The sequence below is a fragment of the Steroidobacter cummioxidans genome (assembly GCF_003104955.1).
In genome coordinates, this window is record NZ_LSRW01000017.1 from 157759 (window position 1) to 178484 (window position 20726).

The 20726-nt window shown below is 62.6% G+C and carries 18 protein-coding genes; 11 read left to right on the forward strand and 7 right to left on the reverse strand.

The window, feature by feature from the left end; genetic code table 11:
- Positions 1–90: 90 nt before the first annotated feature.
- Complete coding sequence (locus tag D0550_RS11045; RefSeq protein ID WP_206606207.1) at positions 91–882, reverse strand: FadR/GntR family transcriptional regulator; 792 nt, start codon at positions 880–882, stop codon at positions 91–93.
- 188 nt (positions 883–1070) lie between these two features.
- Here D0550_RS11045 and D0550_RS11050 point away from each other — a divergent pair, with 188 nt between their 5' ends.
- Positions 1071–3296 carry a TonB-dependent receptor gene (locus D0550_RS11050; protein ID WP_161965761.1) on the forward strand — a complete coding sequence of 742 codons (2226 nt, stop codon included), beginning with the start codon at positions 1071–1073 and terminating at the stop codon, positions 3294–3296.
- Positions 3297–3396: 100 nt separating this feature from the next.
- Positions 3397–4101, forward strand: coding sequence for a glutamine amidotransferase-related protein (locus D0550_RS11055; RefSeq protein WP_116809238.1), 705 nt, complete (start codon positions 3397–3399; stop codon positions 4099–4101).
- Here D0550_RS11055 and D0550_RS11060 read toward each other — a convergent pair.
- The 3 genes from D0550_RS11060 to D0550_RS11070 are packed head-to-tail and all read right to left on the reverse strand — an operon-like array spanning position 4085 to position 6436.
- On the reverse strand, positions 4085–5443 hold the full coding sequence (locus D0550_RS11060) for a sensor histidine kinase (protein ID WP_116809239.1): 1359 nt from the start codon (positions 5441–5443) through the stop codon (positions 4085–4087). The two genes, D0550_RS11055 and D0550_RS11060, sit on opposite strands and share 17 nt — an antisense overlap.
- Positions 5443–6108, reverse strand: coding sequence for a response regulator transcription factor (locus tag D0550_RS11065; RefSeq protein ID WP_116809240.1), 666 nt, complete (start codon positions 6106–6108; stop codon positions 5443–5445). The genes D0550_RS11060 and D0550_RS11065 overlap by 1 nt, the downstream gene beginning before the upstream one ends.
- Position 6109: 1 nt before the next feature.
- Positions 6110–6436, reverse strand: a complete 327-nt coding sequence (locus D0550_RS11070; protein ID WP_116809241.1) for a PepSY domain-containing protein — start codon at positions 6434–6436, stop codon at positions 6110–6112.
- Positions 6437–6588: 152 nt separating this feature from the next.
- On the opposite strand from D0550_RS11070, the gene D0550_RS11075 reads away from it, so the two are divergent.
- Positions 6589–6918: a PepSY domain-containing protein gene (locus D0550_RS11075; protein ID WP_116809242.1), complete on the forward strand. Its 330-nt coding sequence runs from the start codon at positions 6589–6591 to the stop codon at positions 6916–6918.
- Positions 6919–6967: 49 nt separating this feature from the next.
- On the opposite strand, the gene D0550_RS11080 is transcribed toward D0550_RS11075, so the two are convergent.
- Positions 6968–9307 (reverse strand): NADP-dependent malic enzyme, encoded by a 2340-nt coding sequence (locus tag D0550_RS11080; RefSeq protein ID WP_116809243.1) that lies wholly within the window; start codon positions 9305–9307, stop codon positions 6968–6970.
- A 281-nt stretch (positions 9308–9588) separates the two neighbouring features.
- Here D0550_RS11080 and D0550_RS11085 point away from each other — a divergent pair, with 281 nt between their 5' ends.
- Both D0550_RS11085 and D0550_RS11090 read left to right on the forward strand, forming a co-directional pair.
- A complete protein-coding gene (locus tag D0550_RS11085) occupies positions 9589–9990 on the forward strand; it encodes a hypothetical protein (protein ID WP_153067119.1) in 402 nt (133 codons plus the stop codon).
- Between the two features lie 124 nt (positions 9991–10114).
- Entirely contained in the window at positions 10115–10825 is a 711-nt protein-coding gene (locus D0550_RS11090; protein ID WP_116809245.1) for a response regulator, read from the forward strand.
- 60 nt (positions 10826–10885) lie between these two features.
- Here the strand turns inward: D0550_RS11090 and D0550_RS34880 are convergent, their stop codons facing one another.
- Positions 10886–11155: a hypothetical protein gene (locus tag D0550_RS34880; protein ID WP_161965762.1), complete on the reverse strand. Its 270-nt coding sequence runs from the start codon at positions 11153–11155 to the stop codon at positions 10886–10888.
- A gap of 6 nt (positions 11156–11161) precedes the next feature.
- On the opposite strand from D0550_RS34880, the gene D0550_RS11095 reads away from it, so the two are divergent.
- From D0550_RS11095 to D0550_RS11120, 6 genes are all read left to right on the forward strand, one after another.
- Positions 11162–12181 carry an ATP-binding protein gene (locus tag D0550_RS11095; RefSeq protein ID WP_161965763.1) on the forward strand — a complete coding sequence of 340 codons (1020 nt, stop codon included), beginning with the start codon at positions 11162–11164 and terminating at the stop codon, positions 12179–12181.
- A gap of 122 nt (positions 12182–12303) precedes the next feature.
- Positions 12304–12996 carry a carbonic anhydrase gene (locus tag D0550_RS11100; protein ID WP_116809247.1) on the forward strand — a complete coding sequence of 231 codons (693 nt, stop codon included), beginning with the start codon at positions 12304–12306 and terminating at the stop codon, positions 12994–12996.
- A gap of 9 nt (positions 12997–13005) precedes the next feature.
- A complete protein-coding gene (locus tag D0550_RS11105; RefSeq protein ID WP_116809248.1) occupies positions 13006–14553 on the forward strand; it encodes a SulP family inorganic anion transporter in 1548 nt (515 codons plus the stop codon).
- Between the two features lie 35 nt (positions 14554–14588).
- On the forward strand, positions 14589–14891 hold the full coding sequence (locus D0550_RS11110) for a hypothetical protein (RefSeq protein WP_153067120.1): 303 nt from the start codon (positions 14589–14591) through the stop codon (positions 14889–14891).
- A gap of 32 nt (positions 14892–14923) precedes the next feature.
- The gene (locus D0550_RS11115; RefSeq protein WP_116809250.1) at positions 14924–15451 is read left to right on the forward strand and encodes a hypothetical protein; all 528 of its coding nucleotides are present in this window, start codon (positions 14924–14926) and stop codon (positions 15449–15451) included.
- A gap of 102 nt (positions 15452–15553) precedes the next feature.
- Positions 15554–16942: an alginate export family protein gene (locus D0550_RS11120; RefSeq protein ID WP_116809251.1), complete on the forward strand. Its 1389-nt coding sequence runs from the start codon at positions 15554–15556 to the stop codon at positions 16940–16942.
- Positions 16943–17003: 61 nt separating this feature from the next.
- Here the strand turns inward: D0550_RS11120 and D0550_RS11125 are convergent, their stop codons facing one another.
- Positions 17004–20726, reverse strand: coding sequence for an outer membrane beta-barrel protein (locus D0550_RS11125; RefSeq protein WP_116809252.1), 3723 nt, complete (start codon positions 20724–20726; stop codon positions 17004–17006).

Below are 20726 nucleotides of genomic sequence, written 5' to 3' on the forward strand. Positions count from 1 at the left end.
CGCAAGGTTATTGGTCATGCCACTGTGGCCTGACCAATTGGCGATGTCAACGGCGCAGTCGCCTAAACCTGCGCCGCTTCACGTTATCGACTACTTGCTGCCGAGGGAGTACCGCTTGCGCTGCTCGGCGATCTGCTGACGGGCGCGCTCCAGCTCCTGGACCTCGGTAGCCTTGAGCAAGGCATCGATGACGCGCGTCAGATGTTCGCGCATCGCGGCCCGAGCTCCGTCCGCGTCGCGCTGGCGAAGCGCTTTGAGAATCGCGGTGTGCTCGTCGATGCGAGGCTTGACGCCGGTCGCGCGGACTTTGGCGCTGAGCGAGCGGCTTTGCGGCGAGCGGGTGCGCGCATCCCAGAGCATTTTCACGACGGCGATCATGCCGCTGTTCTGAGTGGCTGCCGCGATCAGCTCATGAAACCGTCGGTCGGCATCTTCGCTGGCCATCACGTCATGCTCGTTTTCGTTGCGCATCTCATTGAGCAGCGACGCCAGCTCTTCGAGCTGCGAGTCGTCGATGCGACTGGCGGCCAGTGCGCAAACCTCACCTTCGATGGAGCGTCGCGCTTCGAGCAATTCGAACGGGCCAATATCGGTCGCGCCGGCTTTGCCGCCGGGCGGCTCGGTATTCGTGACGTATACGCCGGAGCCGACGCGCACTTCGACGAGCCGGTCCAGCTCCAGCGCGATGATTGCTTCACGAACCGTCGGGCGCGACACCGAGAAGGCCTGCGCCAGCTCGCGCTCGGAAGGCAGGCGCTGGCCGACTTTGTATTCGCCGCGCGCGATACCAGTCGCCAGCTTCTGAGCGATGCGTTCGTACAGTCGCTGTGTGTCTGCTGGCATTTTCTTGAGTTGCAGGTCGCCTGACGGGATGGTCGGCATTATTGCTGGCTTGACCAATTGCCACAAGTCGCGGCCCGGCAAATTGCCGCCGAATTCCCCTGGCCCAGGCGGGCTCGTGGGGAGCGGTTCCAGGTGCCGGCCTGACCTAATACTTGTAAGTGGTCAGGCCAATTGATACTTTCGGCGCCACGGGCGGCATGAAGCTACCCGAGCCAGGGAGGTACAAGATGAGTAGGTTCACTGTGCCTGCGAGCGCCATCGCGTGCGCGCTCATCGTGGTCCCATCGATTCAGGCTCAAACCAATACAGACGCCGGCCGCCAGCTCGAAGAGGTGGTCGTCACGGCGCAGAAGCGAGTCGAGAACGTGCAGGACGTGCCACTGGCCGTCTCCGTCGTGTCCGAAAGTCAAATGGAAAGCGCCGGTGTGCGTGAGTTCGCGGACATGGCGAAAGTCGCGCCGTCACTCAACATTCGCGCCGCCGATCAACCGGTGAATGCGTCGGTTGCGTTGCGCGGCATCGGTACTTTTGCATTCGGCATTGGCGTCGAGCCTAGCGTCGCTGTTCAGTTGGATGATGTTCCGGTTGCCTTCCAGGCGCGCGCATTCACCGACCTCACCGACGTGGAGCGCGTCGAGGTTCTGCGCGGACCACAGAGCACGCTGTATGGGAAAAGCGCCTCCGCCGGTTTGATCAACATCACTACACGTGCACCGACCGATGAATTCACTTCGTTGATCAACCTGCAAGCCACCACGGATGACGAATATCGTGGCGCGGTGAGCGTGTCGGGGCCGATCGGCTCGCGCTTGAAGTATCGAGTCACCGGCAGCCACAGCGACTTCAAAGGCAACATCGACAACATCGCGACAGGCAAGACCGTCAATGGCCGCGATGACACGACCCTGCGCGGCAAGCTGCAATGGGATGCGACCGATGCGCTGACCGTTACGCTGGGTATGAACTACTCGGAAGGCGAGGCGACGGCAGTGTCCTCTTTGAGCCGAATGTCACCTGCCGCACGCCTGCGGGGCAATCCCGCGCTGAGCTCGGATGTGACGATGCCGGGCATCGTTGCGAGCGAGGACAATCTGCGCATCAGCCATGATGTCGAGCCGATGGCGCGATCCGACGGCTTCGGTCAATCGCTCAAAGTGAGCTATGACTTCGCCAACGACTTCACGCTCACGTCGATTTCCTCCCACGACGAGTTCCAGCTCGACGACCGCCTGGACGTGGATCGCACCTCGTACGCCCAGATCGACAATTTCCAGGGCGGCCGCTTCGGCGCCAATGTCGTTACTCAGGAATTTCGATTGCTGTCGCCCGCGGATGGCGACATCCGCTACACCCTGGGCCTGTTCTATGGCGACAACGATCTGACTCGCCGCTTCAGTCGCGGACCGCTGTTCTCGCTCGCCAACTGGTACGCGACGGCGGGCTCGACCGTGAAGGCGGTATTCGGCCAGGCCGACTGGACGTTCCTGCCTGCGACCACTGCGACTCTCGGTGCGCGCTTCCAGGACGAAAAGATCGATTACACGTTCGCTGACATTCAGAACTCGGCGTCGTTTCGCGGCTCATCGACCGATGAAGCGTCGACCTATCGCATCGGCTTGCGGCACGAGTTCACCGATGACTTCATGCTGTTCGTCTCGCATGCCACCGGTCACAAAGGTCAGACGTACGATCTGACGACTGGTTTCAACGCCGCGCGTGCAGCTGCGGGCCCGGTCGAACCGGAGACGTCAAAGTCTTACGAGATCGGTTTCAAGAGTCGCCTGCTCGATCGGAGCCTGGTGCTGAATGTCACGGCGTTCAATGTGGACTACGAGGATTTCCAGCAGCAAGGCATCGAGTTCATCGGAGGCGCGCAGAACTATCGACTCACCAATGTGGGCACGGTGAAGACACGCGGTGTGGAGTTGGAAACCGATTGGCGGGCGAGCGACAACTTGCGTCTGAACGGTGCGATTGCGTACGTCGATGCGTTCATCGACAAGTATCCGACGGCGAATTGCTATCCCGGTCAGACGGCGGCACAGGGCTGCACCGGGACGCCGCAGCGGCAGGATCTGGCGGGCAAGCGGTTGCCCAGTGCCCCGGAATGGAAACTCAACGTCGGTTGGGACTACGGCATCGACCTGGGCTCGCGGCCTTTCGAAGGCGTCTTCAGCGGCAGCTACGTTTGGCAAAGCGAGCAGAATTTCTCGCTGAATCAGGATCCGCAGACCGTCCAGGAAAGTTACGGGATCCTGAACTTGTCCGCCGGCATTCATCACCTCGAAGATCGCTATCGCGTCACGCTGTTCATCAACAACGTGTTCGACACGGGCTACGCGGTGGGCGGCGGCAATCAGTTCGGCAACTTCGGCAACCAGCTCGCCACCGAGATCCTGCCGGCGCGCGACTTCAAGCGTTACGGGGGCGTGCGAGTAACGCTGTCGTATTGAGAAGCGGTAGAGATGGGACAGCGCGCACCGGGAATGTCTTAGGGGAAATAACGCGTGGCATTGCTATGCTAGGCGCCATCGTCCTTTTCTTAGGATCGCGATGCACCTGGGCATTCTCGAGACCGGCGCCCCGCCGGGAGATCTGCAGCACCACTTTGGCTCATATGGCGACATGTTCCGGCAACTATTGGGGCCGGAGTATCGATATTCCTATTACGACGTGCGCAACGGCCAACTGCCCGAGCGGATCGATAGCCACGATGCCTATGTCATTACCGGCTCCGCTTCAGGTGTGTATGACGGCGACCCGTGGATCGAGTCGCTGAAGCAGTTCATTCAGCAGTCGGCGGGGCAGGCGTCCATGGTCGGCATTTGTTTCGGCCATCAGATCATGGCGGAGGCTTACGGCGGCCGCGTGACCAAGTCTCCGAAAGGGTGGGGTGCGGGGTTGCACAGTTATGACATCAAGCGGCACGCCGACTGGATGAATTCGGATCGCGGGCCGACGCTGAGCATTCCAGTGTCGCATCAGGATCAGATCGTCGAGCTGCCCTCGGATGCGATCGTGCTGGCAGCCAGCGAGTTCACGCCGTACGCAGTGCTCGAGTATCCGCAGCGTCGCGCGATTTCATTTCAAGGGCATCCGGAGTTTTCGCCGAACTACGCCACGGCGCTCATCGATTTGCGCCGGGGCACTCGCTATCAGCAGGACTTCGCGGATTCCGCGGTGGCTTCGTTGCAGGCGCCGAACGATGCGCAGCGCGTGGCGGGCTGGGTTCGTAACTTCCTCAACGGCTCGCGCTGAGATCTGTCGCCGGCCAGGCAACGGTGACCTTCAGTCCGCCGAGCTCCGAACGCAGCAGTGTGAGGGCGCCGCGCGTGGCATCGACGAGATCGTTCGCGATGGCGAGGCCCAGGCCGTGGCCCGAGCCGGCCTCGTCGAGTCGTCCGCCGCGCATCAGCACCTCGGCGACCTTTTCCGATTCGATCCCAGGGCCGTCGTCCTCGACGACCAACGCGCCGCCTGCGATCGCTTGCCCGGTCACACGCACGCGTCGACGAGCATAGCGTGCCGCGTTTTCGATCAAAGCGCCCGCGATCTCGAGCAGATCTTCACCGGCCACCGGCAGGCGCAAGTCCTCCGCAACGTTGACTTCGAACACCAGCCTGGCGCCGAACTCGGTTTTTTCCACGACCCCGACCAGCGATTCGATCAGCGGCTGAGCGATCGTGGTATTGCCACTCGGCGCGGCACGAATCGCAGCGGCTCGGCTGCGAGCCAGCTCACCTTCGATTGCAGACGTGGCTGCCGAGATCGCCTGATCGAGTCCGTCCGCCGCTTCTCTAGCGCCGGCTTCACGGGCGCGACGACTCTGCGCCGCTAGCGCAGCGAGCGGTGTTTTCAAACCATGCGCGAGATCCGCAGCGCGGCGGCGTGCTCGGCTCAAATCCTTCTCACGAGCGTCGGCAAGCTCATTGATGGCCCGAGTGAGTGGCTCGATCTCGGTGGCATGCACTGCGGTCATGCGCTCGCGAGGATTGCGCTTCAATGTTTCTACTTCGTTGCGCACGTGGCGCAGCGGTCGTAGTCCCAACTCGACTTGCGCCCACGCGGCAGCGGAGAGGATGAGCCACAGGATCGCGAGGAACAACGCCAGCTCCTCGCCGAATTCTTCGCGAGCTTCATGCAGGGACCTTTGTTCGTGCGCGAGCTGGATCAATACATCCGTGTTTGCGCGCACGGGACGGATGAAGCGCTCGACCAGCAACACCTGCTGATTGAATGGACCAGCGAGGATGCGATTCTGCCACTCCAGTGAAGTGACATTCTTGGGCTCGGGCAGATGTTGGTCCCACAGCGAGCGGGAGTTCAATACGCCTTGCGGCGTGGAGACCTGCCAGTACAGGCCGCTGGCCGGGTCGAAGAACCGCGAATCGCCGGGCTCGTGCTCCAGGACGGGAGTGCCGTCTGGTGCAACGGATAACGCTGCCGCGAGTTGCAGACCGTCGCGAATCAGATCGGCTTCGATGCGATGCTCGACATGGCGCTCGAACAGCACGGTCATCGCCACCCAGGCGGCGGCCAGCGCCAGGAAGATCGCGATCGCAGCGCCCAGCAGCAGCCGAACGCGCAGGGATCGCAGCATCACTCACCATCACCGGCGAGCAAATATCCAAAGCCGCGCCGGGTCTCGATCACCTGCGGACCGATCTTGCGTCGTAACCGCACCACCAGCGCTTCAATGGCGTTGGAGTCGCCGGGCTCGTCGGCGCCATACAAATGTTCCGCCAGCTCGCCGGCCGAAACCGCGCGCCCGCTTTGATGCGCGAGATAGTCGAGGAAACGAAATTCCAATTGCGACAATCGGATCGGGCGACCGCCGAAGGTCGCGGACATGCGATGCGTGTCGAGCACCAGATCGCCGACCTCGATGGTCGAGGAGGCTCTGCCGGCAGCGCGACGGACCAGGCCGCGAATGCGGGCGATCAGCTCGCCCATCTCGAAAGGCTTGCCGAGATAGTCGTCGGCGCCGGCTTCGATGCCCGCGACCTTTTCAGTCCAGTCGTTGCGGGCAGAGAGAATCAGCACAGGGAACGTGCGCTGCGCACTGCGCCAACGTTTCAGTACTGACAGACCGTCGATGCGTGGCAGGCCCAGATCCAGCACGGCGACGTCGTAATCTTCGACGCTGCCCTTGTACCAGGCGTCTTCGCCTTCGGTGGCGATGTCCACGACGAAGCCGGCGCTAGCCAGGGCTTGCGCCAGGTCTGCAGCGACCGCCGCTTCGTCTTCGATCACCAGGGCACGCAATTCAATCGTCCTCGACTTTCACTACCGCGCCGGTACGGGCATCTATTTTCACTTCGCGCACGCGGCCGGTGCCAGTGAGTATTTTTATTTCGTAGATCAGCGCCTCTTTCTTGTTCTCGAGCTCGACTTCGATCACATCGCCGGGCACCTGCTGGTTGGCGATTTCGAGAATCTTGACCAGCGGCAGCACTTCGCCGCGCTGCAGGGCTTCGCGCACCAGCGTGTGTTGTTCTCTCTTCCTGTCTTGCTTGTCGGCCAGCCCCGTGGACACGCCGAACGACAGCGTGCCGAGCAGCAGCGCGCAAGCGACGAGAAATCTGGATTTCATGGCTTTACTGTGACTGCCGGGCGCTGACGCCAAGCTGACGGTGGGTGTCGGGTTGTCGTCAGCGTGCCGTGCGTAGATTACGTCGCCATGGCAGCCCGATAGCTCCCCTTTCTCGAAGCGGGCCGCTGTCAGTCTTACATAGGAGAAGTGGCATGACTATTGAAACTAACGGCGTGCGTGCGCTGATGCTGGCGGCCGTGGTGGCGATGATGGGCGTGGCTGGCGCGTCGGCCTGGGCTCAAAGTAGTGCACCCGAGCAGGTCGTCAAGGTGCCCGCCAATGCGCTGAGCATCGCCGACATCGAGAGCCGTCTCGGTGCCCAGGGCATCAAGGTGAAGGAGATCAAGCTGCGCGATCTGATCGCCAAGGTCGAGGGCTATGACGCACAGGGGCGCGAGATCGAGATGGTGATCGATCGTCGCAGCGGTGAGACGCTGTCACATGAGTATGACGACGACGATCGCAAGGGTAAGCGCAAGTAACGCTCCGCAGACGGTCGCTCCTTTAAGGGGAGCGACCGTAACCGTTCGCTCAGGGTGAGGACAGCCCCAGCTGAATCTGCTTGGCGGCGTTGGCGTGCACGACGGTCAGTGCCGCCATGTTCACGATCCGGCGCACTGTGACCGACGGTGTCAGGATGGTCACCGGCGCGGCGCAGCCCAACAGGATCGGCCCGATCGCCACGTTCTGACCGGCGGCGGTCTTGAGCAGGTTGTAAGAGATATTGGCCGCATCCAGGTTCGGCAGCACCAGCAGGTTCGCCGAGCCATGCAGGGTGGTCTCGGGCAGCGCGGTCTTGCGGATTGCTTCATCGAGCGCCGAGTCGCCATGCATCTCGCCATCGATGTCCAGGTGCGGCGCGCTGGCACGCACCAGTTCCAGCACTCGACGCATCTTCACGGCCGACGGCGCATTGCTGGTGCCGAAGTTGGAATGTGAGATCAGCGCGATCTTGGGCTCGATACCGAAGTTCCTGACTTCCTCGGCGGCCAGCACAGTGATCTCGGCCAGCTCTTCCGCCGTCGGATCCAGATTCACGTGCGTATCGACGATGAACAACTGTCTGCCCGGCAGCACCAGCGCGCTCATTGCGCCGTACACGCTGGTACCAGGCTTCTTGCCCAGTACGCGATCGACGTACTTGAGATGCCGGCCGCTGCTGCTGATCGTGCCGCAGATCATGCCATCGCCTTCGCCCTTCTTCATCAGCATCGCCGCGATCAGCGTCGTGCGTCGGCGCATCTCGAGCTTGGCGTACTGCGCGGTCACGCCCTGGCGACCCATCAGGCGGCGATAGTCGTCCCAGTATTCGCGATAGCGCGGATCGTTCTCCGGATCGACGTTGGTGAAGTGTTCATCGCGCTTCAGGCGCAGTCCGTATTTCTGAATGCGCTTGTCGATGACGGCGCGACGGCCGATCAGAATCGGGCGCCCCAATTTCTCATCGACCAGAATCTGCGCCGCGCGCAGCACGCGCTCTTCTTCACCTTCGGCAAAGATGATGCGCGCATGCTCCGGCTTGACGCGGCGAGCGGCGGCGAACACGGGCTGCATGAACGTGCCGCTGTGGTACACGAACTGTTGCAGCTTCTGGCCGTAGGCGTCGAAGTCGGCGATCGGTCGGGTTGCCACGCCGCTGTCCATGGCCGCTTTTGCAACGGCAGGCGCGATCTTCACGATCAGCCGCGGATCGAACGGCTTGGGGATGATGTACTGCGGACCGAAGCTGAGATTTTCGGTGTTGTAGGCGCTCGCGACGATGTCGTTCTGTTCCTGACGGGCCAGTTCGGCGATCGCATGCACGGCCGCGATTTCCATCGAGCGCGTGATCGTCGTGGCGCCAACATCGAGCGCGCCCCGGAAGATGTACGGGAAGCACAGGACGTTGTTCACTTGATTGGGATAATCGGTGCGGCCGGTGGCCATCACTGCGTCGCTGCGTACGGCCGCGACTTCTTCGGGCAGGATTTCAGGCGTCGGGTTGGCGAGCGCCAGAATCAGCGGGTTCGGCTTCATGGTGGCGACCATGTGCGGCTTCAACACGCCGCCGGCCGACAGGCCCAGGAATATGTCAGCATCGACGATGACTTCGGCGAGCGTGCGCTTGTCGGTGTCCTGCGCAAAGCGCTCCTTCTCCGGATCCATCAGTTCCTTGCGGCCCGTGTAAACCGCGCCGGCAAGATCGGTGAGCCACACATTTTCGCGCGGTAAACCGATATCGACCAGCAGGTCGACGCAGGCGAGCGCGGCGGCACCGGCACCGCTGACTGCCAGCTTCACCGACTTGATGTCCTTGTTGACCACCAGCAGACCGTTGAGCACGGCGGCGGCCACAATGATGGCGGTGCCATGCTGGTCGTCATGGAACACCGGGATCTTCATGCGCTCGCGCAGCTGGCGTTCGATGATGAAGCACTCCGGCGCCTTGATGTCTTCGAGGTTGATGCCGCCGAAGGTGGGCTCGAGCGCGGCAATCACATCGACCAGCCGGTCCGGATCGTTCACATCCAGCTCGATGTCGAACACGTCGATGCCGGCGAACTTCTTGAACAGCACCGCCTTGCCTTCCATCACCGGCTTGGACGCCAGCGGGCCGATCGCACCAAGACCGAGCACTGCCGTGCCGTTGGTGATGACAGCGACCAGATTGCCGCGCGCGGTGTAACGAAATGCCGCCAGAGGATCGTCGACGATGGCTTCGCACGCCGCGGCTACGCCGGGCGAGTAGGCCAGTGCCAGATCGCGCTGGTTGGTCAGTTGCTTGGTGGCCGTAATGGCCAGTTTTCCGGGCGTCGGTCGCTCGTGGTAGTCGAGAGCGGCCTTACGAAGATTGTCGCGCGCGTTAGCTGACAAGGAGCTGTCTTGACTCATTCACCCGGACTCTTTTTGTTGACCTGAGAATAATTCATGCAAATTTGGGAGCGTCACTGTATGCGATTCACAGGTCCAATGCATACAACTTGCGCCGAAGTACTGGAGCCATGGGCCGCGAGCGCCTATCCTATGCGCCGCCTACCGACAGGTAGGTGAATCAGGTTCTGAGTAAATCACGCGACATGACCCACTCCTGTGACTTTGTGGCGCCGATCCGGCGATCGAAAGAGGTCAAGGCAGTTTGCGCGGTCCTACGTGCTGCGGTGGAGCGCGGCGAATTGCGAAGCTTTCAGGAAGGTAAGCTGCGCGTTGGCCGCATGCCCATCGAAGTCGAATGGCCCGACGGCAGATTCAGCCGACTGCGCATTGACATCGAAGCTGCGACTGTGACGTTCGCTGCCTTGCTGGAGGCAGGCGCGGGCTCGGCGTTGTATCGTGAATTGAAGGCGCTGGCGCGCGTTGCGCAGGCGTCGGGCCGGGAGCCTGCGCGCATCGATCCCGCTCGGGCTATGTTGCGTGTGACGGAGCAGGGCGGCGCAGTGTCGTATTCGATCATCGTCACTCGTGGCGAATACGAGTACTGCACGCGACGCTTGATCGACCTGGCGCGCGAGGCGCTGGCGCTGGCGATGGAGGTGCCACCGCTTGCCCAAAACTATCGGCCCGCAGTCGCGAACTGAAATCTCTACGTAGATAGTTCCGACCCGCATGGCTCTCATAAGTTTCAAAGCGGGTTGACTCAGTGGCGCTGAAGCGGGCTAGATGCCGCGTTTACAACGCAGCCGAAGACCCCAGTAACCTTGCATGACTGCCCAAGCTGTGCTCGTCGTCGAGGATGATCCGGGCCTGCGAGTGCTGATGACTCGCGCACTCCAGCAAAACGGTTTCGCCGTTTTTCAGGCCCGTTCCGGCCCGGAAATGTGGAACTCACTCGATCAGCGTCCGGTCGATCTGATTCTGCTCGATATCATGCTGCCCGGTCAGAGTGGCATCGATCTATGTCGCGAGCTGCGCGCGCGCAGCGACACGCCCATCATTTTCGTCAGCGCCAAAGGCGACGAAACCGATCGGGTCATCGGCCTGGAGCTCGGTGCCGATGACTACATTGCCAAACCGTTCGGCACGCGCGAGTTGCTGGCGCGCATCCGCGCGGTGCTGCGTCGCCGCCCCAGCAACAGCGAAGCCAGCCCCACGCGCGAGGAAAAAGTCCGGTTCGCGGGCTGGACGGTGGATTTACGACGTCGCTCGGTGTTGTCGCCGAGCGGTGCGAGTATCGACCTCACCGGCGCCGAGTTCGACCTGCTCGCCAGCTTCATCGGCAGCCCACAGCGCATTCTCGGGCGCGATCGATTGATCGAGTTGTCCCGCGTGCGCCTGGGCGATGCTTCCGATCGCAGCATCGACGTCCTCGTCAGCCGCTTGCGGCGCAAGCTTTCGAATGCAGGGGAGGAGGCGCCGATCACCACCGTGCGTGGTGTCGGATATATGCTGACCGCAGACGTGACACACGATTGACGATGGCTGTGCGGCTCGTACCTCGTGGCGCTCTAGCGAGTGTGCTCGCTGTGGTCGCATTCACTGCCATCGTCGGCCTGGCTGCGACCACGATGCTTTTATGAAGGCGCGAGCGCTTTCAGCCTTGCGCGAAAGAGGAAAGCGCGCCCGCACCTCCGAGCAACAATCGTCGTCGTCGCGCGCATGCTCGAAAAGCGAGGTGCCCGAGCGCCGCTCCAGGAATTTGTCGAAAATTTCAAGCTCCAACCGAGCATTTTCAAAAAGCTCGGCTGGTTCCGGCAAACCCCGATCGAGCCGGGCGAGCGCTCCGACGCGCTGATGCAAATGCATCGGCAGATGGTGCTGTGGGAACCGAGCCTGCGCGGCAAGGATCTGCGCCTGCATCTAGGCTCGGCAGACGTGCCGACGGAAGTGATCGGCTCACTGCAACTTACCGACGGCTCGTGGTTGCATTTCCGTGCGCAGGATCTGGTCGGCGAGTGGCCGCTGAAATTGCGTCGTGTGTTCATTGCCAGCATGCCCATGGTTGCGCTGGTGTTGATCGCATTGGTGACATTGCGCGTCATCCTGCGGCCGTTGGGCTTGCTGGCCGATGCTGTGACTCGCGTGGGTTATGGCAATTCGACCGTGCTGGAAGAGCAGGGGCCGGCCGAGTTCCGGCGCCTGATTCGCGCCTACAACGAGATGCAGAGGCGCATCGTTACCATGATCAAGGACCGCACCGAGGCGTTGGCTGCGGTCGGACACGATCTGCGAACACCGCTGGCACGGCTGCGACTGAGCGTCGATGGGGTCGACGATGTGCAGACTCGCGACGATCTGAACCATGATCTGGACGAGATGGAGTTGATGCTCGATTCGCTGCTTACTTACTTCCGCGGCGACGATCATCCGGAGAAGCCGAGTCTGGTCGATCTCGCGGTGCTGGTGGCGACCGTAGTGGATGATCTGCAGGATCGCGGCTACGACATCACCTATTTCGGTCCCGAGCATTGTGACGCAAGGTTTCGGCTCGTCGAGTTCAAGCGCGCGTTGAGCAATCTCACCAACAACGCGGTTCAATATGGCAACCGCGCCTGGGTGCATTTGATCGAAGAGCCGCACCAGATCCGCATCCGTGTCGAGGACGACGGCCCGGGCATCCCCGAAGCGGACCTGGAGCGCGTGCTGGTGCCGTTTCAACGGCTGGATCCCGCCCGTCAGCGAAACACTTCAGGGGTCGGACTGGGCATTCCCATTGCGGTGCGTGCCGTCGCGGCCGCTGGCGGCAAGCTGCGCTTGAGCAATCGCGACGAAGGCGGGCTGTGTGCTGAGATTGCTTTACCGCGCAACAATAAGATCAGCAACACTTTGTAATAAACCGATCAGCAACATTTCGTCACAAACGTAATAGCAATACTTTGTAACGAACGGGCCGCAGATCAGCAAAACGAGCCCGGCACTCTTACACCTCGACAACTTCCAAGTTCGAGGTTGAGATGAACGAAATCATCGGCCGAGTGTTCAAATTCGAGAAGCATGTCTTTGCACGTCATGCTGACCTGTACAACCGTCTAGCTACCAAGGGCCAAAGTCCCAAGGCGTTGATGATTTCCTGCGCGGATTCGCGCATCGTCCCCGAGCTCATCCTACAAGCGGAGCCCGGCGATCTATTCGTCACACGCAACGCTGGCAACATCGTGCCGCCGTTCGCACAAATGAATGGCGGTGTGTCGTCAGCCGTCGAGTACGCCGTGATGGCGCTCGGGGTCACTGACATCATCGTGTGCGGTCACTCTGGCTGCGGCGCGATGGAAGGGCTTATGAAGCCCGGCGCACTCGATGACATGCCCAATGTCGCTGCCTGGCTCCGTCATGCGCATGCCGCTCAAGGTGTCGTGCGCAATTGTTACCCGGAGCTATCCGGTCGCGAGCAACTGCGCGCGCTGACACTCGAAAACGTCGTTTGTCAGTTGGCGCACCTGCGCACGCATCCTTCCGTCGCTACCGGGATTGCGCGAGGAACCATCGCTCTGCACGGCTGGTACGTCGACATCCACTCTGGTGCCATTCACGCGCTGGACGGACAGACGGGCGAGTTCACCGCCGTGCGTGACGACGCGCCGTTGCCGGTCGCACTTCCGCACGCGCCGCGTCTGGCGGCTCATCAAGCACTGCCTCGCACTGCCTGAGGCTGACTTATGAGCTCCAGTGCCGGCGAGACGGGGTTGTCCCGTCAAAACATCTTTGTGCGGGATTTCACCGCGTCCATCGTGGTGTTCCTGGTGGCGATGCCCTTGTGTATGGGCATCGCGATCGCCTCGGGCGTGCCGCCCGAGAAAGGTCTGATCACCGGCATCATCGGCGGCATCATCGTCGGCGCGCTCGCTGGCTCACCGCTGCAAGTCAGCGGTCCGGCCGCGGGTCTCGCCGTCATCGTGTTCGAGCTCGTGCGTCAGTACGGCATCGCTGCTCTCGGACCGATGTTGCTGATCGCGGGCGGATTCCAGTTCATCGCGGGCGCGGCGCGCCTCGGTGGCTGGTTCCGCGCGATCTCACCGGCGGTCGTGCACGGCATGCTGGCGGGCATCGGCATTCTGATCTTCATCGGTCAGTTCCATGTCTTGTTCGACGATCTGCCCAGACCGAGCGGCGTGGAGAATCTGCTGGCGATTCCCGTCTCGCTGTTTCGTTTGTTCACTGAAGCGCACTCGACTGCCAGTGCGTTTGCAGCCGGCATCATCACGATCGTGTCGATGCTCGCCTGGGAACGATTCAGGCCCAAGACGCTGCGCCTGATTCCAGGCGCGCTGGTGGGTGTCGTGCTCGCCACGCTGGCCGCGTTCTTCCTGCAGCTCGACCTCACGCGCGTCGATGTTCCTGAGTCGATCTTCGCCAGTCTGGCGGTGCCGACCTTCGCGGATGTCACCGGCCTGTTGAGCCCACAGTTCATCGCGACCGCGCTGGCCATCGCATTCATCGCCAGTGCTGAAACATTGATTTCCGCCGCAGCGGTCGATCGTATGCACGACGGCGTGCGTACCGATTACAACAAAGAGCTGCGCGCGCAAGGCATTGGTAACTTTCTGTGCGGAGCCGTCGGCGCGTTGCCGATGACCGGTGTGATCGTGCGCAGCTCGGCAAACATCCAGGCCGGTGCGCTGACGCGCGCGTCCGCGATCATGCACGGCGTCTGGATCCTCGGCTTCGTGATGCTCCTGCCCTGGTTGATGCGCGAGATCCCGATGGCTTCGCTCGCCGGCGTGTTGGTGGTGACCGGCTGGCGTCTCGTGAGCCTCGACCACGTGCGTCATCTGTATCACCACTACGGCGTGATGCCGGCGCTGATCTGGGCCAGCACGCTGTTCATGGTGGTGACCACCGATCTGCTCACGGGCGTGCTCACCGGCTTGGTGCTGTCGATGCTCGAGCTGCTGCCTCACGTGCGCGATCTGAAGCTGGACGTGAATGTCGATCGCAAGGAGACGTTGATCGAAGTGCAGCTGCGCGGTCGCGCCACGTTCGTGGGCATGAACCGGCTGAACAAGGCGCTCGATGAGCTGCCCCTCGGCGGTCACATTCGGCTGAATCTCACCGGGGTCACGCTGCTCGACCACACCTGTGCGGAAGTGATCGCCGACTGGATTCAGCGCAGCCGCAAGGCGGGTACCCGCGTGGAGCTGGTGGAAACCAGCGAGATGCAAACCAGCAATCCGCATCGTCGACTCGCCGAGGCGGCGAGTCTTTGAAGCAACACATGTCGACCATTTTCAAGGAGAACTGCATGAAGACGATTCGTTCTGAATCCCCTCGTCGAGTCGTGCGTCGAGCAGCGCTCTCCGCGACGGTGGCGCTCGCTGGCCTGTTCGGCGTCGTTGGCACGGGTGCCGCCGATGCGAAAGAGGACGGGCCGGCGAGCGCCAAATGCCGGCAGGAAACCAAGCGCGTTGCCGTGTGGCCGCAGAGCGCGCCGAAAGCTCCACAGATGGCGCGCTACGAAGAGCGCCTGGTGACGGTGTGCGAGTCCAAGGCCGACGCCAAGCGGGCGGCTGACGAAGAGCTCCAGGCAAAGGAAAGCGAGGGCTGATAGCTCGGATTCACATTGGACAGGAAACAAACATGACTACTCGATTGATCGCGGGAGTTGCGCTTGCTGTCGCCACTTTTGGACTGCTCGGCTGCTCGAGCTATCCGAGCTCGTACGGCCTGGATGCCGGCAGCGCGACATTGGTACGTCAGACTTGTAACCAGATCATGGGGCTGCGCACCGGGCCCGAGTTCGAAGCCTGTGGCGGCAGCCTTGCCGATACCGTCCGCTCATTGCAGGACGCCAACCTGACCCTGCAGGCCGATCAGGCTTGCGCACAGCAAGGGCTGGCGCGCGGCACGGCAGAACAGGCGAAATGCGTCGTGACGTTCAGAAGGGCGGCGCAGAGCCCCGTGCTCGTAAACGCAGCAGATGTCGCGACAGTGCCGGCTGCGGAGCCGTGGCAGTCCTACTTCAGCATGACCCAGTCGCAGCAGGCGGAGCGCGCGGAGCTGTCCTGCGCGCAGGTCGGATTGCACCCCGCCACCAACGGCTTCTGGAACTGCGTGAGCGACCTCAGGCACTCCATCGTCAACATTCGACCCGACACGATGCCCTGAGACGCCACTGGTGCTGCCTCCAGCACGCTTCTGACAGTTCGACTCGCGGGGCTCCGCGACGGCGCGCTATATTGGTGACGATATGGCGCGTCTGGATGCTCTATGGGTCGATTTTGTGTGGCGGCAGTGGCAGTGCTGGGTGGCTTCGCGGGCGCAGCGAGCGCCGCGCCGGACGCATCCCCCTGGCGGCTGGATCAGGCAATCGACACGCCCGAGTGGCTCAGCTTCAGCGGGTCTTATCGCGTTCGCTATGAGACCCTGAATCATCCTTACCGCGCCGGTGCCACGGGCTCGGACGAGATTCTGGTCGGGCGCCTGTTCTTGAATGCACGGGCCACCGTGCAGAATTTCTACGCCAATTTCGAGCTGGAGGATGCGCGCCAGCAGCTCGCTGACTCCGGCACCCCGCTGGGCACGGACTCCGTCAATACGCTCGAGCCGTTGCAAGTCCTGGTCGGCATGCGGTTCAACGATGTGTTTTCGCGAGGCGCGCGTCTGGATGTCAGCGCCGGCCGCATGACCATCGACCTTGGCGCCCGTCGCCTGGTGGCGCGTAACAACTTTCGCAACACGACCAATGCCTACACTGGCGTGCACACGTTGTGGAAGGGCGCCGACGGCTTCGAGGCGCGTGCCTTCTACGTTCGCCCGGTGCAACGCAGGCCATCCGATTTCGCCTCCTTGCTGGACAACGACAGAGAGCTCGATACAGAGAGCTCGGATGTGACGCTGTGGGGCGCTTTTGGCGCCGCTCCTGAGCTGTTCGGCGGCGTGAAAGGCGAGGCGTTTTTTTTCGGGCTACGCTCGCGCGACCACGCAGGCATCCCCGTGGCGGATCGCGACATCAACACGCCGGGCTTTCGTTTGTACGTGAATCCGGCCGCGAAGTCCTGGGACTTCGAAGCCGAAGGTGCTTATCAATACGGCACATCGCGTCTGACCAATGCCGCCACGGATACCAAGGATCTGCAGCACCGCGCAGGTTTTTTCCACGGCAAGGTCGGCTACACGCTGAGTGGCAAGATGGCGCCGCGGTTCGAGCTCTCTTACGAGTTTGCGAGCGGCGATGACGATCCCAACGACAACGAGAACAATCGTTTCGACACGCTATACGGCTCCCGCCGCCTCGATTTCGGGCCGACCGGAATCTTCGGGGCGCTCGCGCGCAGCAATATCAACTCTCCAGGCCTGAGATTCGAGGCAAAGCCGCTGCAGAAACTGTATGGGATGGTTGGGTATCGCGCGGTGTGGCTGGCGAGCGCTCGCGACCAGTACACCACCGCGCGACTGCAGGACCGCACCGGCAGGTCGGGCGATTTCGTCGGTCATCAGATCGAAGCACAGGTTCAATACAACCTGCTGCCAGGCAATCTGATGCTGGAGTTCGGCAGCGCCTACCTGGCGCATGGCCGCTTCCTGCACGATGCACCGAATGCTCCCAACGAAGGCGACACGACCTACATCTATGCGTCGGCCATGAGCACCTTCTGAAATAAAAAAAGGCTCGACGGGGCTTGAGGCACACCGTCGAGCCGAGAAGGAATGGAACGACTTACCAGCGGAACGTGAGATCCACGCCGGCGAAATTGATGTGATCGCCGTCGACGCCGTAGCGGGTGAACTCGCCACCCAGGCTCCAGCGGCCGCCCAGTTTCACTTGCGCTCCGACGCCGGCCAGCAGGCTGATCCCGTCGTCCTTACGGCGCACGAACTGTCCGTCGATGTTGCGAGTGTCGTAGCGAGCATCCCAGAAGAATGCTCCCGCGCGTGCATGTGCCGACACGCGCGAGCCGAGCGGCATGCGCGCCACCGCCGTCAGATCGAAACCTTCGGCTGAAGGCGGCTGCAAGGCGTTGGCGTCGACCAGGAACGTCGGCACGTCGGCGATCGGTCCGGAGAAAGCCATCTTCACTGCGCCGAGATCGGTGTAGCCGGTCTCGATGGCGAGCCAGTTCGTCACCTCGTAACCGGCGTACGCCCGCCACGCATCGCGGCTCTTGTCGCTCACCTTCGTGGTTACGTCATAGCCCTTATCGCGCAGCGTGCTGTCGACGGCACCGGCGCTCACATCGCTGCGCGCCGAGCCGAACTGACCGCCGACATACCACGAGTTCGTGTCATCGGCACGCGCCTGAGTGGCAACGATACCGAGCGACGCGAGCACGGTCGCGATCTGACGCCGATTCATGTTCTTGAGCATCAGCAGCAACGCCGCGCCCAGCAGCAACATCACATCGAACGAGCCGCCGCCGCCCTTGGTCTGTCCGGTGACCTGAACGTTGGACAGCGAGCCTACGCCGCCCGGATCGGAGATCGAGCCGTTTGCGGCACCGTCGGCATCGTTCACGCTGCCATCCTTGATGGTCAGGCGCACGCACCAGTCGCCGGTGTGCAGGCCGGGGCGGTATTCGTCGCTCGACGGCGGCGGACAGAAGCCTTCGACACCAGGCGCCGAAGCGATCCGGTTGTCGTTGTCCTCGAAGAACGTCCGCCACTGGTTGGTGGTGGGGTCGTACTTGCGATAGACAGGGTGAGCCGGGACCGGCGCACGCTGCGGAATCACCACGCTGGCGCTCTCGCCGATGCGCGGCAGATCGTCGATCACGAAGTCGAAGTAACCGCCCGCGTTGACCACCGAGTCATTCGGAATCCGCAGCGAGGTCGTCGTGCCCGGCAGCTCGGTCTGATAAGCGCCGCGATAGATCGCGTAACTGCCGAGCGACAGGCGCGTGCCCGCATCCGCTTCCATCAAGTGCGACGACAGCTGACCGCCGCGCTCAGGCAACACGTTCGGAGCCACCGGCGCGTATTCCGGAGAATCCGGCAGACCGTTGGCGAGCAGGCGCGTCGCGCCAGCCGGCAGCACCGGCGTGGTCTCGAGCACCACCACATCGAACATGCGACGCGTAATGACTGGCGGCGCACCGTTGTCTGTCACGATCAACTCGAAGCGATGCACGCCGGCCGGCAGGCTCGACGGCTGCACGACGATGCTGTTGCCGCTGACCGTGTAGATCGCGCCGGCAGGAGCACGCCATTCGATCGTGTGCGTGTCGGTGGTATCAGGATCGTGGATATCGGCGCTGAACGTGATCGGGCCGGCATCGCGGCTGGCGACGCGACGCTCTTCGCCCGACTGCGACAGCTGCAGGCTCACGCGCGGCGCCTGATTGATCGTAGTCAACGTGACCGTGAGCGGTCGCGTGTTGCCGCGATTCAATTCGGCATCGAGTGCGATCTGCACGGTGCGCTCGGCGGTGCCGGTCGGAGCAGTGACCTGCACGGCGAACGGAATCTGTTTCTCCACTTCGCCTTCTTCGAACACCACCTGGCCGCTTTCGAGCGTCGTGCCCTGCGTATCGCCGGACACGGTGTAGCGCACGGTGAACGGATAAACCGGCGAGCGGCCGTTCAAGGCGATACGGAACGAGTCGTAGTTGCCGGCGCGAGCGCCGAGGGACAGGTCCGGACCGAACGTTACGGTCGGCCACACACGCAGCGTTTGCTCGAGGACACCGGGCACACCGCGCGAGTCGGTGGCTTGCCAGCTCACTCGATGCAAGCCAGGCGCGAAGCGAGTTAGATCGCCGAGCAGAGTCACCGTAGCAGCCGCGCCGCGGTAGTCCACCGCACTCGGACGCGCGCCGGTCGGCAACGCGGACAGCAACTCACTCGCATTCATGTCGAGCACGGCGGGTTGTTCGACCTGGAAGGTTGGCGGCGTCGGCACGAAGCTGGCGCTCACGGCGCACGACGCAGACACGCTGGCAACCGTGAACACGTTGCCGCTGAGCGAGCCATGGCAACCGGTCGCTGTCACCTCACCGATTGAGTAACCCTCGCCCGGCGTCAGCGTGAAGCTGTTCGGCTGGCCTTCGGGCACTTGCGGGTTGGCCGGCACGACCGAGCCGTTGGTCGGCGTCTCGATGCTGACCGTGCGCAGCGGGATGAAGCTGGCATTCACTTCGCAAGCTTGCGTCACGGCGCCCGTCGTAAAGAGGTTGCCATTGAGCGAGCCTTCGCAACCCGAAACGGCGCCGATGACGAAGCCTTCCGCCGGCGTAACCGTGAATGCCGTGGTCTGGCCATGCGTAACCGTTGCGCTCGCCGGGCCGATGCTGCCGCCAGCGCTCACGGCGGCGGCGCTGACCTGATAGGAGTTCAGCTCGAACGTCGCGCTCACATTACATGCGGCGCCGATCGCGCCCGTGGTGAACGTGTTGCCGTTCAGCGTGCCGGCGCAACCCTGCACCGAAGCGATGTGATAGTTGGCGTTCGGCGTCACCGTGAACTGCGCGGTCGCGCCCTGCGCAACCGACACGGTTGCCGGCGAAATCGTGCCGCCGGCGCCCGCGGACGAAGTGACATCGATGTTCGACACTGCTTCGTTGGCCAGATCGTCGACGATGCTGGTGAGGTCCTCGATGGCGCCGGCCGCGTAGTACCAGCTGAACTCTTCGCTGGCGCCGACCGCCAGGTCGTTCATGCGAACGTACAGCGCATACGAGCCGTCGCCGCCCGCCGTCACCGACGAGGTCGCGGGATTCTGGCTGCGCGGGTTGGCGAAGCTGCCATAGTGGGCGATCGACGTATGAGCCTTGGGCGAACTGGAGTAGAACAGCACGCCTTCCTGACCCGAGGTGATGCGGATCGCCGAGGAGCGCGTCGCTGCGTTGGGCAACTGAGTGAAGCCGTTGCTGCCCAGGTTGCCGCGAGTCTTGGTGGGGGTGTCCGTCATGCCGACCCAGTCGTCTTGCGTACCGACCCACACGCGAACGTTGCCGACCGGGGCGTTGCTGGTGTTGGTGATGCGCGTGGTGATCTTGATGAAGGCCTTGTCGATGCCCAGCTCATAGGTGTTGCGTACCTGCAGCGTGGTGGCGTTGATCGTCACCGTGCCGGTGGAGATCACCGTGCCATAGCCGCGGTTGTCATTCAGCGGCACGAAGCCGCTGGTATCGACCACCTGATCGGTGAGCGTCGGATTGTCGACCACGTTGCCGGAGTTGTTCCATTCGTTGGTGTCGGTGCCGTTGATGCCGATGGCGTTGTCCAGCGGATACGACGAATAGGTGAGCTTGTACCACTGGCTCGCCGGCACGGAGTAATAGAACGGCTGCTCCAGGTTACCCCGGATGTTCACCGATTCCACCGCGCCGTTGCCGAAGCGCAGCCGGCCGTTGTCGAGAACCTGGGCGGACGCTTGTTGCGCCAGCAACCCCAGCGTGAGCAACGCGAGTGTTCGCGTCGGAGATAGCATGGAAAATCTTTTCAT